General features: G+C 60.3%; 8 protein-coding genes and 2 rRNA genes. 9 read left to right on the forward strand and 1 reads right to left on the reverse strand.

Annotated features, from left to right (window positions below):
* The 8 genes from AD669_RS03355 to AD669_RS03390 form a co-directional block, all read left to right on the forward strand.
* A 23S ribosomal RNA gene (locus AD669_RS03355) occupies positions 1–219 on the forward strand; the annotation flags it as partial.
* Positions 220–389: 170 nt separating this feature from the next.
* Positions 390–505 (forward strand): 5S ribosomal RNA (gene rrf / locus AD669_RS03360).
* A 154-nt stretch (positions 506–659) separates the two neighbouring features.
* Positions 660–4112 (forward strand): exodeoxyribonuclease V subunit gamma, encoded by a 3453-nt coding sequence (gene recC / locus AD669_RS03365; RefSeq protein ID WP_053116966.1) that lies wholly within the window; start codon positions 660–662, stop codon positions 4110–4112.
* On the forward strand, positions 4109–7798 hold the full coding sequence (gene recB / locus AD669_RS03370; protein WP_053116967.1) for an exodeoxyribonuclease V subunit beta: 3690 nt from the start codon (positions 4109–4111) through the stop codon (positions 7796–7798). The genes recC and recB overlap by 4 nt, the downstream gene beginning before the upstream one ends.
* The gene (gene recD, locus AD669_RS03375; RefSeq protein ID WP_053116968.1) at positions 7795–9903 is read left to right on the forward strand and encodes an exodeoxyribonuclease V subunit alpha; all 2109 of its coding nucleotides are present in this window, start codon (positions 7795–7797) and stop codon (positions 9901–9903) included. Before recB ends, recD begins: the two co-directional genes overlap by 4 nt.
* Before the next feature lie 119 nt (positions 9904–10022).
* A complete protein-coding gene (locus AD669_RS03380) occupies positions 10023–10598 on the forward strand; it encodes a YfiR family protein (RefSeq protein WP_053116969.1) in 576 nt (191 codons plus the stop codon).
* Complete coding sequence (locus tag AD669_RS03385) at positions 10595–11863, forward strand: diguanylate cyclase domain-containing protein (RefSeq protein WP_053116970.1); 1269 nt, start codon at positions 10595–10597, stop codon at positions 11861–11863. The genes AD669_RS03380 and AD669_RS03385 overlap by 4 nt, the downstream gene beginning before the upstream one ends.
* A 47-nt stretch (positions 11864–11910) precedes the next feature.
* On the forward strand, positions 11911–12363 hold the full coding sequence (locus tag AD669_RS03390) for an OmpA family protein (RefSeq protein WP_172680078.1): 453 nt from the start codon (positions 11911–11913) through the stop codon (positions 12361–12363).
* On the opposite strand, the gene AD669_RS03395 is transcribed toward AD669_RS03390, so the two are convergent.
* Positions 12360–13307 (reverse strand): LysR family transcriptional regulator, encoded by a 948-nt coding sequence (locus tag AD669_RS03395; protein ID WP_053116972.1) that lies wholly within the window; start codon positions 13305–13307, stop codon positions 12360–12362. The genes AD669_RS03390 and AD669_RS03395 overlap by 4 nt on opposite strands.
* Positions 13308–13456: 149 nt before the next feature.
* On the opposite strand from AD669_RS03395, the gene AD669_RS03400 reads away from it, so the two are divergent.
* Positions 13457–14983 (forward strand): CoA-acylating methylmalonate-semialdehyde dehydrogenase, encoded by a 1527-nt coding sequence (locus AD669_RS03400; RefSeq protein ID WP_053116973.1) that lies wholly within the window; start codon positions 13457–13459, stop codon positions 14981–14983.
* The last annotated feature ends 6 nt before the right edge of the window (positions 14984–14989 follow it).

Genomic DNA, 14989 nt, shown 5'->3' on the forward strand with positions numbered 1-14989 from the left:
GTGTTCCGGTTGTCACGCCAGTGGCATTGCCGGGTAGCTATGTTCGGAATAGATAACCGCTGAAAGCATCTAAGCGGGAAACTAGCCTCAAGATGAGATCTCACTGGAACCTTGAGTTCCCTGAAGGGCCGTCGAAGACTACGACGTTGATAGGTTGGGTGTGTAAGCGCTGTGAGGCGTTGAGCTAACCAATACTAATTGCCCGTGAGGCTTGACCATATAACACCCAAGCAATTTGCTTGCTTCGAAGCTGAAAAGCGAAAGAGCACCAGATTGCGGTGTGTGAAGACGAAACGAACCGAAAGTTCGATGTTCACAAACACCGAAAGCTGTCACATACCCAATTTGCTGAAGCGAGGCCATCTGGCCACGACTCAGTACCCGAATTTCTTGACGACCATAGAGCGTTGGAACCACCTGATCCCATCCCGAACTCAGCAGTGAAACGATGCATCGCCGATGGTAGTGTGGGGTTTCCCCATGTGAGAGTAGGTCATCGTCAAGATTAAATTCCGAAACCCCAATTGCGAAAGCAGTTGGGGTTTTGTTTTGCCCGCAGGAAAGTTCCTACAGCATTCAACGGCGTCGTCCGGCTGTCACAACCTGCTGACAATGCTAAGGTTCTGCCCTGGCTTTCGCACTTTTCCAAGGAATCCTTTATGCCGGGCGCCCAGTCCCTCAACGCTGCATTCATGGTGGTTCAAAGCAATAGCCTGGACGAACTGCGCAGCTTGGTGATCAGCATAATGCGGCGCTATCCACTGGCGCCCTTGGAAAACGAAATTGCCCTCGTACAAAGCAACGGCATCGCCCAGTGGCTCAAATTGGCCTTGGCTGAAGACCCTGAAGAAGATGACCTCGGTGGCTGCGGTATTGCCGCTGCTATCGATGTGCAACTGCCCGGCAGCTTCATGTGGCAGCTGTACCGGATGGTGTTGGGCCGTGATGAAATCCCACCGAAATCCCTGCTCGATAAAGCCCCGCTGACCTGGCGCCTGATGCGCTTGCTACCTCAAGTGATCGATCGCCCGCATTTCGAGCCGCTGCAACGCTTCCTCACTCACGACACTGACTTGCGTAAGCGTTACCAGTTGTCCGAGCGACTGGCGGATCTCTTCGACCAGTACCAGGTCTATCGGGCCGACTGGCTCGAAGATTGGGCCGAAGGGCTGCACCAAATCCGGAATGTACGTGGTGAAGTAAAGCCACTGGCACCCGCGAGCTGCTGGCAGGCTGAACTGTGGCGTGCGCTGCTGGAGGATGTCGGTGAACAAGGCATGGCGCAAAGTCGCGCCGGTGTTCATCAACGATTTATCGAGCGCATCAACACCCTCACAGAGGCACCCGTCGGCCTGCCCTCGCGAGTGATCGTTTTCGGGATTTCTTCGTTGCCCGCTCAAGCGCTCGAAGCTTTGGCCGGGCTTGCACGTTTCAGTCAGGTTCTGCTTTGTGTGCACAATCCATGTCGCCACCATTGGGCCGATATCGTTGCCGATAAGGATCTGCTGCGACACCAGTACAAACGCCAGGCACGCAAGAGCGGTATGCCCGTCGTACTCGATCCGGACGCTTTGCACCAACACGCCCATCCGCTGCTGGCTGCATGGGGCAAGCAGGGCCGCGACTACATCAACCTGCTCGACAGCTACGACGATCCCAACAGTTATCGCGCGGCTTTCCGGGATGGTCGCATCGATCTGTTCAGCGACACTCAACCCGAGAACCTGCTCAATCAGCTGCAGAACGACATCCTTGAACTGCGCCCGCTCAACGAGACACGCGAGCTTTGGCCGGCCGTCGATTTGAAACACGACCAATCGATCCGTTTTCACATTGCTCACAGCGCCCAGCGTGAAGTGGAAATCCTTCACGACCAACTCCTCGCACGCTTCAGTGCCAATCCCGATCTGCGTCCCCGTGATGTAATCGTGATGGTGCCGGACATCGACAGCTACGCGCCGCACATCCGCGCCGTATTCGGCCAGCTTGATCGCCATGATCCGCGATTCATTCCATTCACCTTGGCGGATCAGGGCCAACGCGGCCGTGACCCCTTGCTGATTGCAGTCGAGCATCTGCTAAAGCTGCCAGACAGCCGCTTCCCCGTCAGCGAAATCCTCGACCTGCTCGACGTTCCTGCACTGCGCGCTCGTTTCGGTGTGGAAGAACGCGACCTGCCGACGCTGCATCGCTGGATCGAAGGCGCCGGTGTGCGTTGGGGCATGAGCGCCGAACAACGTGCCGGCCTCGGTTTGCCGGATGAGCTGGAGCAGAACAGCTGGCACTTCGGCCTGCGCCGGATGCTGCTGGGTTACGCCGTCGGCAGTGCGAATGCCTGCGCCGGTATCGAACCCTACGATGAAATCGGCGGACTGGACGCCGCGTTGATCGGGCCACTGGTGGCACTGCTCGATGCCTTGGAACTCGCTCATCAGGAATTGATGCAACCGGCTCAACCCAAAGAGTGGGGCTACCGGTTGCAGGCGCTGATGCAATTGTTCTTCAAAGCCAGCAACGAGCATGACGACTATTTGCTCACCCAACTCGAAGAGCTTCGCGAAACCTGGCTGGAGACTTGCGAGGCCGTCGGTCTTGACGATCAGTTACCGCTGACTGTCGTCCGTGAAGCCTGGCTCGCCGGTCTGGATCAGGGGCGTTTATCGCAGCGTTTCCTCGCCGGCGCGGTGAACTTTTGCACGCTGATGCCCATGCGTGCGATCCCGTTCAAACTGGTCTGCCTGCTGGGGATGAACGATGGCGATTATCCGCGTGCACAACCGCCGCTCGACTTCGATTTGATGGGCAGCGATTACCGTCCCGGCGACCGTTCGCGGCGTGAGGATGACCGTTATCTGTTGCTCGAAGCATTGCTGTCCGCGCGCAATCAGCTCTACATCAGTTGGGTCGGCCGCAGCATTCGCGACAACAGCGAGCGGCCTGCTTCGGTGCTGATCGGCCAGTTACGCGATCACCTCGCCAGCGGCTGGCGATTGCTCGACGAGACCCAGGATATTTTGAGCGCCATGACCGAGGAGCATCCGTTGCAACCGTTCAGTGTGCGCTATTTTCATGAGGGCGATCAGCTCTTCAGCTATGCCAGCGAATGGCAGGTGCTGCACCAACAGCACGGATCTCAAACCGCTGTGGAACTGCTTGCGCCCTATGTCCAAGAGGAACCGTTGACCCTCGCACTGTTACAGGACTTCCTGCGCAACCCGGTTCGACACTTTTTCACCCAGCGCCTCAAGGTCTATTTCGAAGCCGCCGAGGCGCCGCTCGCGGACGAAGAGCCATTCGTGCTCGACGCGTTGCAGCGCTACACGCTCAGCGACAGTCTGCTCGAAGCCGCAATGAGGCAGCCGGACAATATCGATCAGGCCCTCGAATCTCAGGCCCGTCGCCTGCAAAACAGTGGGTTGTTGCCAATGGCCGGTTTTGGCGAATGCCTGCAGCGCGAGCTGATCGAGCCGCTGCCGGACTTGCTGCAGCGCTATCAACAACTGCTGACGTTGTGGCCGACCCCGCTGACCAGCGCAATTCCGATCAGCCTTGAATTGCAGGGCTTGCGCCTTGAAGGCTGGCTCTCAGGTTTGCATGAGCGCGCCGATGGTGGCCTGTTGTCGGTCACAACCATTCCCAACAGTATCGGCTCGATCAAAAGCCGCAAATGGCATCGGCTGACCAAACCGTGGGTCAACCATCTGGTGGCCTGTGCCAGCGGGCTTTCGTTAACCACAGCGCTGGTGGCCAGTGACGATTCACTGCTGTTGGAGCCCATGGAAAAAGACCGCGCGGTTCGCATCCTCAGCGATCTGCTGCTCGCCTGGCAGACCGGCATGCGCCAACCACTGCCGATTGCAGTAAAAACTGCGTTCGCCTGGCTGTCCCAGATCGACCCACTCAAGGCAGAAGCCGCCGCGCGCAAAGCGTACGAAGGTGACGGCCAGACCAGCGAAGGTGAGCGCCGCGAAAGCCCGGCCTTGTCTCGACAGTTTGCCGACTTCGATGCCTTGCTCGCCGATGAGACGTTCTCTGGTTGGTGCGACGCGCTCTATCGGCCACTGCTGGAAGCGCCTTGGCGTTCGTTGTCCAGTGAAGGAGCGCGCGCATGAGCAGTAAAACTCCACTGGCACTGGCCTTCCCGCTGCACGGCAGCCAACTGATCGAAGCCAGCGCCGGCACCGGCAAGACGTTCACCATTTCTGCACTCTATCTGCGGCTGATCCTTGGTCACGGCGGCGACACCAATGGCTTCGGTCGCGACCTGCTGCCACCACAAATTCTCGTGGTGACCTTCACGGACGCAGCGACCAAAGAACTGCGCGAGCGGATCCGCACGCGTCTGGCCGAAGCTGCGCGATTCTTCCGCGACGAGACGCCGGCGCCTGACGCGCTTATCGCCGAACTGCGAGAACAGTTCGAGCCACAGCAATGGCCCGGCTGCGCCAATCGTCTCGACATCGCCGCACAGTGGATGGATGAAGCCGCCGTTTCGACGATTCACAGTTGGTGCCAGCGCATGCTGCGCGAGCACGCATTCGACAGCGGCAGCCTGTTTACTCAATCGCTGGAAACCGATCACAGCGATTTGCTCGGTGAAGTGCTGCGCGATTACTGGCGGCTGTTCTGCTACCCGATGCAGGGCGATGCGCTGAACTGGGTTCGCAACAATTGGGGTGGGCCGGCAGCGCTGTTGCCGCGTGTCCGTGGATTGTTCGCCAGCGAGCGCGACAGCGACGAAGGCAAAGCCCCCGCCGAGCTGATCGAGGAATGCTTGCTGGAGCGTCGCGCAGCATTGGTCGAGCTGAAAATGCCTTGGCGGCAGTGGGCCGATGAGTTGCTCGCCATTTGTCATCAAGGCGTTGCCAGCAAAACCGTCGACGGTCGCAAGATGCAGGCGCGCTACTTTGAACCTTGGTTCGAGAAGCTCAAAAGCTGGGCCGAAGATGAATCCATGGAGCAACTGGATATCGGCACCGGCTTCACCCGACTCACCCCCGACGGCATGGCCGAAGCGTGGAAAGGTCAGGCACCGAGTCATCCGGGGCTGGATGCCATGCCCGCACTCAAGTCGAGTCTGGATGGCTTGCCCACGCCAGACGCCGCCGTCCTGCAGCACGCCGCGAAATGGGTGGGCGCGCGCTTTGAAGAAGAGAAGCGTCGCCGCGCCGAAATGGGCTTCGACGACATGCTGCTGCGCCTCGATGCCGCGCTGCAATCAGAAGGTGGCGAGCGTCTCGCGACACTGATTCGCGAGCAGTTCCCGGTAGCGCTGATCGACGAATTCCAAGACACCGATCCAGTGCAGTACCGGATCTTCGAAAGCATTTACCGCATAGAAGAAAACAGTCCTGACACCGGGCTGTTTCTGATCGGCGATCCCAAGCAGGCGATCTACGCCTTCCGTGGTGCGGACATCTATACCTATCTGCGCGCGCGCAAGGCTACGATCGGCCGCTTGCATACCCTGGGCACCAACTTCCGCTCCAGTCACGGCATGGTGACAGCGGTCAATCACGTATTCGAACGCGCCGAGTCCCGCGAGCTGGGACGCGGCGCGTTTTTGTTCCGCGAGAAAAGTGGCGAGAACCCGGTACCGTTTCAACCCGTCGACTCGCAAGGCCGCAAGGAGCATCTGCAGATTGCCGGGCAGGAAGTCGCGGCGCTGAACGTCTGGCAGTTGTCCAGCGATCAGCCGTTGTCCGGCGCGGTGTATCGCCAACAGTTGGCTGCCGCCTGCGCCAGTGAAATCACCGCGTTGCTCAATGGCGGGCAAACCGGTCAGGCCGGATTTGTGCAGGACGGCAAAGACTTCAAAGGCCTGCGACCTTCAGACATCGCGATTCTGGTTCGTGACGGTAAAGAGGCGCAGGCCGTTCGTGGTGAATTGGCCGCCCGTGGCGTGCGCAGCGTTTATCTGTCAGACAAGGATTCCGTGTTTGCTGCGCAGGAAGCCCGAGACTTGCTGTCCTGGCTCAAGGCCTGTGCCGAGCCTGACGTTGAACGTTCTCTGAAAGCCGCGCTGGCCTGCATCACGCTGAACCTGCCGCTGGCCGAACTGGAGCGTTTGAATCAGGACGAACTGGTGTGGGAATCCCGCGTCATGCAGTTCCGTGGCTATCGCGAGTTGTGGCGCAAACAGGGCGTGCTGCCGATGCTGCGACGTCTGCTGCATGACTTCCATTTGCCGCAGACATTGATTGCCCGCAGTGATGGCGAGCGCGTGCTGACCAACCTGCTGCATTTGTCCGAATTGATGCAGCAAGCCGCTGCTGAACTCGACGGCGAACAAGCGCTGATCCGGCATCTGGCCGAGCTGCTGGCCTTGTCCGGGCAGGCCGGCGAAGAACAGATTCTGCGCCTCGAAAGTGATGAGCAATTGGTCAAAGTGGTGACCATCCACAAATCGAAAGGCCTGGAATATCCGTTGGTGTTCCTGCCGTTCATCTGCTCGGCCAAACCGGTCGACGGTAGCCGCCTGCCGCTGCATTACCACGACGCCTCGGGCAACGCGCAATTGAGTCTGAAACCGACGCCTGAGCTGATTGCGTTGGCCGATGACGAGCGTCTGGCTGAAGACCTGCGTTTGCTCTACGTAGCGCTGACGCGTGCGCAACATGCCTGCTGGTTGGGCGTGACCGATCTCAAACGCGGCAATAACAACAGTTCGGTGCTGCACCTTTCAGCGCTGGGCTATTTATTGGGCGGTGGTGCGTCGTTGGGTGAGTCCAGCGGTTTGAATATCTGGCTACGAGATTTGCAGCAGGATTGCCCGGCGATCAGCGTCGGTGAAATGCCGCCGGCCAGCGCCGAACATTACGAACCTGCGCGCAACGAAGCGGTTCTCAGCGCCACGCTTGTGCCCAAGCGCAAGGCCAGCGAGAACTGGTGGATCGCCTCGTACAGTGCGCTGCGCATCAGCGACGTTTTGAGCGTCGGCAGCGATGAGGCGCCGGACAGTCCGCAAGCGCAAAAACTCTTCGATGACGAACGCCTCGATCCGGATGCACCACGCGAAATCATCGCCGGCGGCGCTGATATCCATCGCTTCCCGCGTGGCCCCAACCCCGGGACATTCCTTCACGGTTTGCTCGAGTGGGCAGGGGATGACGGTTTCGCCGTCACGCCCAAAGCCGTGGAAGACACGATCGGCCGGCGTTGCAATCTGCGCGGCTGGGAAGGCTGGATCACCACGTTGAGCGACTGGTTGCAACACCTCCTCAAATCGCCGCTGCCGATCGGCGCCGGGCAACCGCCGGTGGTGCTTGAGCAGTTAACGCAGTATCGCGTCGAGATGGAATTCTGGTTCGCCAGCCATAAAGTCGATGTGCTCAAACTTGATGAGCTGGTACGTCAGCACACCCACAACGGCGTGGCGCGGGTGGCTGCCGAACCGGTGCAACTCAACGGCATGTTCAAGGGCTTTATCGACCTGACCTTCGAACACGATGGCCGTTACTACGTGGCCGACTACAAATCCAACTGGCTGGGCGTCGATGATTTCGCCTACACCGAGCAAGCCATGGAGCAGTCGATTCTCGACAACCGTTACGACCTGCAATACGTCTTGTACCTGTTGGCCTTGCACCGTCAGCTCAAGGCGCGGTTGCCCGACTATGACTACGACCGGCATGTCGGTGGTGCGCTTTATCTTTTCCTGCGTGGCACCCGCGCAGACAGTCGCGGGGTGTACTTCGCCCGGCCACCCCGTGAATTGATCGAACGTCTGGATCGGCTGTTTCAGGGCAAACCCGAGCCCAAGGCCGAACCCGCGTGGGAACAGGGAGTCTTGCTATGAGCCGCACCTTCGCCGATCTGCTGCCGACGCCTTTGGCCGCCGACAGCCTGTCGAAACTTTCGCCGCTGACCCGTGCCGAAGACTTGTTGCTCTTGCTTACCCGCTGGGTCGAGCGCGGCTGGCTGCGTGCACTGGACAAGGCATTCGTCGCGTTTCTGCATGAGCTCGAACCGGACACCGATCCGCTGGTGTTGCTCGCGGCGGCGCTGACCAGCCATCAACTCGGCCATGGTCACGTTTGTCTGGATCTGTTCGAAACCCTCAAGGCGCCGGACTTTGCGCTGTCATTGCCGCCCGAAGGCGATGTGCAGGGTGGCGTCTTGTTGCTGCCTTCGCAATTGCTTGAGGCGCTCGACGGTGCTCATTGGTGCAAGGCTCTGGCGGGCAGCGCTCTGGTCGCCCTGGCTGCCGATACCAGTGAAGAAGCTCAGCAACGCCCGCTGGTGTTGTCCTCGAAACGTCTGTACTTGCGGCGCTACTGGGCTTACGAGCGGCGTATCGATTCCGCGTTGCGCCAGCGCCTCGCCCAATCCGAAGCGACGCCGGCCGATCTGCCGCAGCGCCTCAATGAGCTGTTCGGTTCAGCCAAGTCCGGCGAGGTCATCGACTGGCAAAAACTTGCTTGTGCGCTCGCCACGCGCGGTGCCTTCAGCATCGTCACCGGTGGCCCCGGTACCGGCAAAACCACCACCGTCGTGCGTTTGTTGGCGTTGCTGCAGGCGCCGGCGGTGGAGGCCGGCCATCCGTTGCGCATTCGCCTGGCAGCGCCCACCGGTAAAGCCGCCGCACGCTTGACCGAGTCGATCAGCCAGCAAGTGCAATCGCTGAAAGTCAGCGAAGACGTGCGGGCGAAAATCCCTTGCGACGTGACTACCGTGCACCGTTTGCTCGGCAGTCGTCCGGGCACCCGACATTTCCGCCATCACGCCGGTAATCGTCTACCGCTGGATGTGCTGGTGGTCGACGAAGCCTCGATGATCGACCTGGAAATGATGGCCAATCTGCTCGACGCCTTGCCGGCCCATGCGCGACTGGTGTTGCTCGGCGACAAGGATCAGTTGGCGTCCGTGGAGGCAGGTGCGGTGCTGGGTGATCTGTGCCGCGATGCCGAGGGCGGCTGGTACAACCGGCAAACCCGCCAATGGCTGGAGTCGGTCAGCGGTGAGTCGTTGCAGGACAGTGGTCTGCACGAAGATCTCGACGGCTCGCATCCGTTGGCTCAGCAGGTGGTGATGTTGCGTCACTCGCGGCGTTTCGGTGAAGGCAGCGGCATCGGTCAACTGGCGCGTCGGGTCAATCAGCAGCTTCCGGAAGAGGCGCGGCAATTGCTCGCGGCGGGGCACTATGACGATGTGTTTTCGCTGCCGCTCAAGGGCGAGCACGATCACAAACTCGAGCGGCTGCTGCTCGACGGTCATGGCGAGGGCCCGCAGGGGTATCGGCATTACCTGAGCGTGCTGCGCAATCAACGCCCTGCATCTGGCAAACCGCTGGAACATCCGGACTGGATTCTCTGGGCCCGCGACGTCTTGCAGGCGTTCGACACCTTCCAGTTGTTGTGCGCGGTACGCAAGGGCCCGTGGGGCGTTGAAGGTTTGAACCAGCGCATCACCGCCGCGTTGCTCAAGGCCCGGCTGATCGAGCACGACCAGCAATGGTACGAAGGCCGGCCGGTGTTGATGACGCGCAACGACTACGGCCTGGGCTTGATGAACGGCGACATCGGCATCGCCCTCAAACTGCCGGAACGTGAAGGGCCCGACGCCGGCAAACCGGTGTTGCGCGTGGCGTTTCCGCGCAATGACGGTCAGGGCGGCGTGCGTTTCGTCCTGCCGAGTCGGCTAAACGATGTGGAAACCGTGTACGCCATGACCGTACACAAATCTCAGGGCTCTGAGTTCGCCCACACCGCGTTGATCTTGCCGGATGCCCTGAATCCGGTGCTGACCAAGGAGTTGATCTACACGGGGATCACCCGAGCCAAGCACTGGTTCACCCTGATCGAACCGCGTGCCGGGGTGTTCGAAGAGGCTGTACAACGCAAGGTCAAACGCCTCAGCGGACTGATGCTGGAACTGGAGGAGGGCGCCCAGTCTCCTGAATGATAACCGCGATGATGGCCAGCGGTTTCTGACCGACCAGTCAGAGGCCGCTGCCTCGCTGGCCATTCGCCGCTGTGCTATCGTTGCGGCATCATTTCGGTAAGATCCAAGAGAATCCCTGCATGAAGGTGTCTGTCTGGGCGGCAGAGCACGTGGTTGGCTGCAAGCACGCGCTGCTTGTCGGCCTGCTCTGGTTGTTGACGAGCGTGGCCGTCGCACAACCGCAAGCGCCGACGGGCATGGCCGAACAACGCGCCAAATCTGTCACCCAAGTCGTGCTGGGCATCCTCAGTTATGCTCGCTGGCCGGTAGAGCCTGCGCAATTGCGTCTGTGCATCGTCGGCCCCACCGAATACACCGACGACCTGGTCAAAGGCACCACTCAAGCCACCGGCCGACCGGTTGTCGTGCGCCGCTTGCTGGCCGATAACCCGGCCATCGTCAGCGAATGCAATGCCGTGTACATCGGCAAGCTCACCGCCGATGAGCGCAGTCGCCTGTTCGCCGCATTGATCGGACACCCGGTGCTTAGCATCAGCGAAGCCGACGACCAATGCACGGTCGGCAGTCTGTTCTGCCTGCGCGTCGGTGACGAGCAGGTGTCCTTTGAAGTCAATCTCGATTCCGTTGCCCGCAGTGGCGTGCGCATTCACCCGAGCGTGCTGCAGTTGTCGCGCCGTAAATCGGCGGCCCCATGAAATTGTTCAGATCGAATAAGCGCCCCACGTTGGGCTCGGTACTGGGCCGTGGACATTTAACCGTGGCATTGCTGGCGGTAGCGATGGCCAGTGTCTCGCTGACGCTGCTCGGTGTTTTGGCGCTGCGGGTTTATGCCGACCACAATCTGCATCTGATCGCCCGTTCGATCAGCTACACCGTCGAAGCCGCGGTGGTGTTCAACGACAAAGCGGCGGCGACGGAAGCGCTGGAAATGATCGCCTCGACCGAAGAAGTCGCCGACGCGCAAGTACTGGACGCTCAGGGAAAATTGCTGGCGCGCTGGCATCGCGCGGAAAACGGCCTGTTCTCCGATCTGGAAATGCAGATCACCCGCGCCCTTCTGGAAAAACCGATCAGCCTGCCGATCGTGCATCAAGAGCATGAAATCGGCCGCATCCTGCTCACCGGACACGGCGGCAGCCTGATGCGCTTTCTGCTGAGCGGTCTGGCGGGGATCATTCTTTGCACCGCGATCAGCGCTTTTGTGGCGATCTATCTGGCGCGTCGGCAACTGCGTGAAATCATCGGCCCGCTGCGCAGCCTCGCCACCGTGGCCCACGCCGCACGCAGCGAACGGGCGCTGGATCGCCGCGTGCCACCGGCGCAAATCGCCGAACTGGACAACCTCGGCAACGACTTCAATGCCTTGCTCGACGAACTCGAATCCTGGCAGAGCAACCTGCAAAGCGAAAACGAAACCCTCGCGCACCAGGCCAGTCACGACAGCCTTACCGGTCTGCCGAACCGCGCCTTTTTTGAAGGCCGCTTGATGCGTGCCCTGCGTAACGCCAGCAAGCTCAACGAGCGCGTGGCGGTGCTGTTTCTCGACAGCGACCGTTTCAAAGGCATCAATGACAATTTCGGCCATGCCGCCGGCGACGCAGTGCTGGTGGCGATTGCCAATCGTGTCCGCGCACAGTTGCGTGAAGAAGATCTGGTCGCGCGATTGGGCGGTGACGAGTTCGCCGTGCTGCTCACGCCGTTGCACAAGATCGAAGATGCCGAACGCATTGCCGACAAAATTCTTGCCAGCATGGACACGCCCATCGCGTTGCCCGGCGACACCAGTGTCGTGACGTCGCTCAGTATCGGCATCGCGGTTTTCCCTGATCATGGCGCCACCCCCGGCGCCCTGCTCAACGCTGCCGACGCGGCGATGTATCAAGCCAAGCGCCTCTCCCGTGGCGCGCAATTCACGGCCGGGTCGGAGCACCCGGTCGATCCCGTTCAAACCAGGAGCTGATTCCCGTGTTCAAACTTCCATTTCGATTGTTCTCCGCTGTGCTGTTGATGGCCGTGCTGGCCCTGACCGGTTGCCAGACCGCGCCGCAAAAAGGCCTGACCCCGGCGCAAGTCGCCGTGCTCAAACAACAAGGTTTCGAGCTGACCGATGAGGGCTGGGAATTTGGCCTGTCCGGCAAAGTGCTATTTGGCAGCGACGTCGAAAGCCTGAACAATCAAAGCACCGAAATCGTCGAGCGCATCGGCAAAGCCTTGCTCGGTGTCGGCATTGAGCGCGTGCGGGTCGATGGCCACACCGATGCATCGGGCAAAGAAACCTACAACCAGCAACTGTCGCTGCGCCGCGCGAAAAGTGTGGCCGCCGTGCTCAGCACTGTCGGCATGAAGCAAGAGAACATCCAACTGCAAGGCCTGGGCAGCAAAGACCCGGTAGCTTCCAACAGCACCGCCGCCGGCCGCACGGAAAACCGCCGGGTGGCGATCGTGGTCAGCGCCGACTAATCGGCGAACTGCATCTCGCGGGTCTCGCCCATCAACAGACCCTGATTCTGTTCAGTCACCTCGCGGATGTAATCCCACAACAGGGTGATCCGCTTCAACTTCCGCAGATCCTCCCGGCAGTACATCCAGAACTGCCGGGTGATGTTGATTTCCTCCGGCAGCACCGGCAGCAAGCGCGGATCCTGCGCGGCGAGGAAGCACGGCAGAATCGCCAGTGAGCGGCCCTGCTGCGCTGCGACGAATTGCGCGATCACGCTGGTGCTGCGCAAATTTGCGTGGGCACCGGGCAGCACGTTGGCCAGGTACAAAAGCTCCGAGCTGAACGCCAGATCGTCCACATAACTGATGAATTGATGCTTGCCCAAATCTGCCGGGCGGCGGATCGGTGGGTGTTTGTCGAGATAGTCCTGGGTTGCGTAGAGCTGCAAGCGATAGTCGCAGAGTTTGCAGCAGACGTACGGGCCGTGCTCCGGGCGTTCGAGGGCGATGACGATGTCGGCCTCGCGCTTGGACAGGCTGATGAAGTGCGGTAGCGGCAGGATGTCCACCGAGATCGCCGGGTAGGCGTCGACGAAATGGCTCAGTTGCGGGGTGATGAAAAAACTGCCGAAGCCTTCGGTGCAGCCCATGCGCACGTGGCCGGACAAGGCGACGCCGGAGCCGGAGACCTGCTCGCAAGCCATGTGCAACGTGCTTTCAATCGACTCGGCATAACCCAGCAAACGCTGGCCTTCAGCGGTCAGGACGAAACCGCTGGTGCGCGACTTTTCAAACAGCAGCGTGCCGAGCGCCGCTTCCAGCGAACTGATCCGTCGCGACACCGTGGTGTAGTCGACGGCGAGCCGTTTGGCGGCGGTGCTGGCCTTGCGGGTGCGGGCGACTTCGAGGAAAAACTTGAGGTCATCCCAGTTCAGCGAACCTAGAGATGTGATGTTTTTTTGCATGATGGACGGGCTTTTATGTGCGTTCTTATTAGAAGTTTGCACATCTATACTCCAAAAACAGTCCGACAACCAATTCGTGACACACGCCTCATCTCAAGGCGAACCTTTCGCCTTGGCTCCTACGATAAAAACAAGTTTCGGAGACCAGCATGAACGCATCGCTTACGCCCAACGAAACCACGCTGCAGAAGGTCAAGCTGCTGATCGACGGCGAATGGGTCGAGTCGCAGACCACCGAATGGCACGACATCGTCAACCCGGCCACCCAGCAAGTGCTGGCCAAAGTACCGTTCGCCACCGCCGCTGAAGTCGATGCCGCCGTCAGCGCCGCACAGCGTGCCTTCCAGACCTGGAAACTGACTCCGATCGGCGCGCGGATGCGCATCATGCTCAAGCTGCAAGCGCTGATCCGCGAACACTCCAAACGCATCGCCGTGGTGCTCAGCGCCGAGCAGGGCAAAACCATTGCCGACGCCGAGGGCGATATTTTCCGTGGCCTGGAAGTGGTCGAGCACGCTTGCTCGATCGGCACTCTGCAAATGGGCGAATTCGCTGAAAACGTTGCGGGCGGTGTTGATACCTACACCTTGCGCCAGCCAATCGGCGTTTGCGCCGGCATCACGCCGTTCAACTTCCCGGCGATGATTCCGCTGTGGATGTTTCCGATGGCCATCGCTTGCGGCAATACGTTTGTGTTGAAGCCTTCGGAGCAGGATCCGCTGTCGACCATGTTGCTGGTTGAGTTGGCCGTCGAGGCGGGCGTTCCGGCGGGCGTGTTGAATGTGGTGCATGGCGGTAAAGACGTGGTCGATGGCCTGTGCACGCACAAGGACATCAAAGCGGTGTCCTTCGTCGGTTCGACCGCCGTTGGCACTCACGTTTACGATTTGGCCGGTAAGCACGGCAAACGCGTGCAATCGATGATGGGCGCGAAAAACCACGCTGTGGTGCTGGCCGACGCCAATCGCGAGCAAGCGCTGAATGCCTTGGTCGGCGCCGGTTTCGGTGCGGCCGGGCAACGCTGCATGGCCACTTCGGTGGTGGTGCTGGTTGGTGCGGCGAAACAATGGTTGCCGGATCTGAAAGCGCTGGCGCAGAAACTTACCGTCAACGCTGGCAGCGAGCCGGGCACCGACGTTGGCCCGGTGATCTCGAAAAAAGCCAAGGCACGAATTCTCGACCTGATCGAAAGCGGCATCAAGGAAGGCGCCAAGCTGGAACTTGACGGGCGCGACGTCAAGGTGCCGGGTTACGAGCAAGGCAATTTTGTCGGCCCAACCCTGTTCTCGGGCGTGACCACCGACATGCAGATCTACACCCAGGAAATCTTCGGCCCGGTGCTGGTGGTGCTGGAAGTCGATACCCTTGATCAGGCGATTGCGCTGGTCAACGCCAATCCGTTCGGCAACGGCACCGGCCTGTTCACCCAGAGCGGCGCAGCGGCACGTAAATTCCAGACGGAAATCGACGTCGGTCAGGTCGGCATCAACATCCCGATTCCAGTGCCGGTACCGTTCTTCAGCTTCACCGGTTCGCGCGGTTCGAAACTCGGCGACCTCGGCCCGTACGGCAAGCAAGTGGTGCATTTCTACACGCAGACCAAAACGGTCACGGCGCGCTGGTTCGACGACGACAGCGTCAACGACGGCGTGAACACCACCATCAACCTGCGCTGAGGAACG

It is taken from the genome of Pseudomonas sp. P1.31 (assembly GCF_001269815.1).
Lineage (GTDB): Bacteria > Pseudomonadota > Gammaproteobacteria > Pseudomonadales > Pseudomonadaceae > Aquipseudomonas > Aquipseudomonas rustica.

Coding starts and splice junctions, on each gene's coding strand:
- AD669_RS03395 (WP_053116972.1), bottom strand. CDS start 13,307: ATGCAAAAAAACATCACATCTCTAGGTTCGCTGAACTGGGATGACCTC.
- AD669_RS03400 (WP_053116973.1), top strand. CDS start 13,457: ATGAACGCATCGCTTACGCCCAACGAAACCACGCTGCAGAAGGTCAAG.
- recD (WP_053116968.1), top strand. CDS start 7,795: ATGAGCCGCACCTTCGCCGATCTGCTGCCGACGCCTTTGGCCGCCGAC.
- recB (WP_053116967.1), top strand. CDS start 4,109: ATGAGCAGTAAAACTCCACTGGCACTGGCCTTCCCGCTGCACGGCAGC.
- AD669_RS03380 (WP_053116969.1), top strand. CDS start 10,023: ATGAAGGTGTCTGTCTGGGCGGCAGAGCACGTGGTTGGCTGCAAGCAC.
- AD669_RS03385 (WP_053116970.1), top strand. CDS start 10,595: ATGAAATTGTTCAGATCGAATAAGCGCCCCACGTTGGGCTCGGTACTG.
- recC (WP_053116966.1), top strand. CDS start 660: ATGCCGGGCGCCCAGTCCCTCAACGCTGCATTCATGGTGGTTCAAAGC.
- AD669_RS03390 (WP_172680078.1), top strand. CDS start 11,911: ATGGCCGTGCTGGCCCTGACCGGTTGCCAGACCGCGCCGCAAAAAGGC.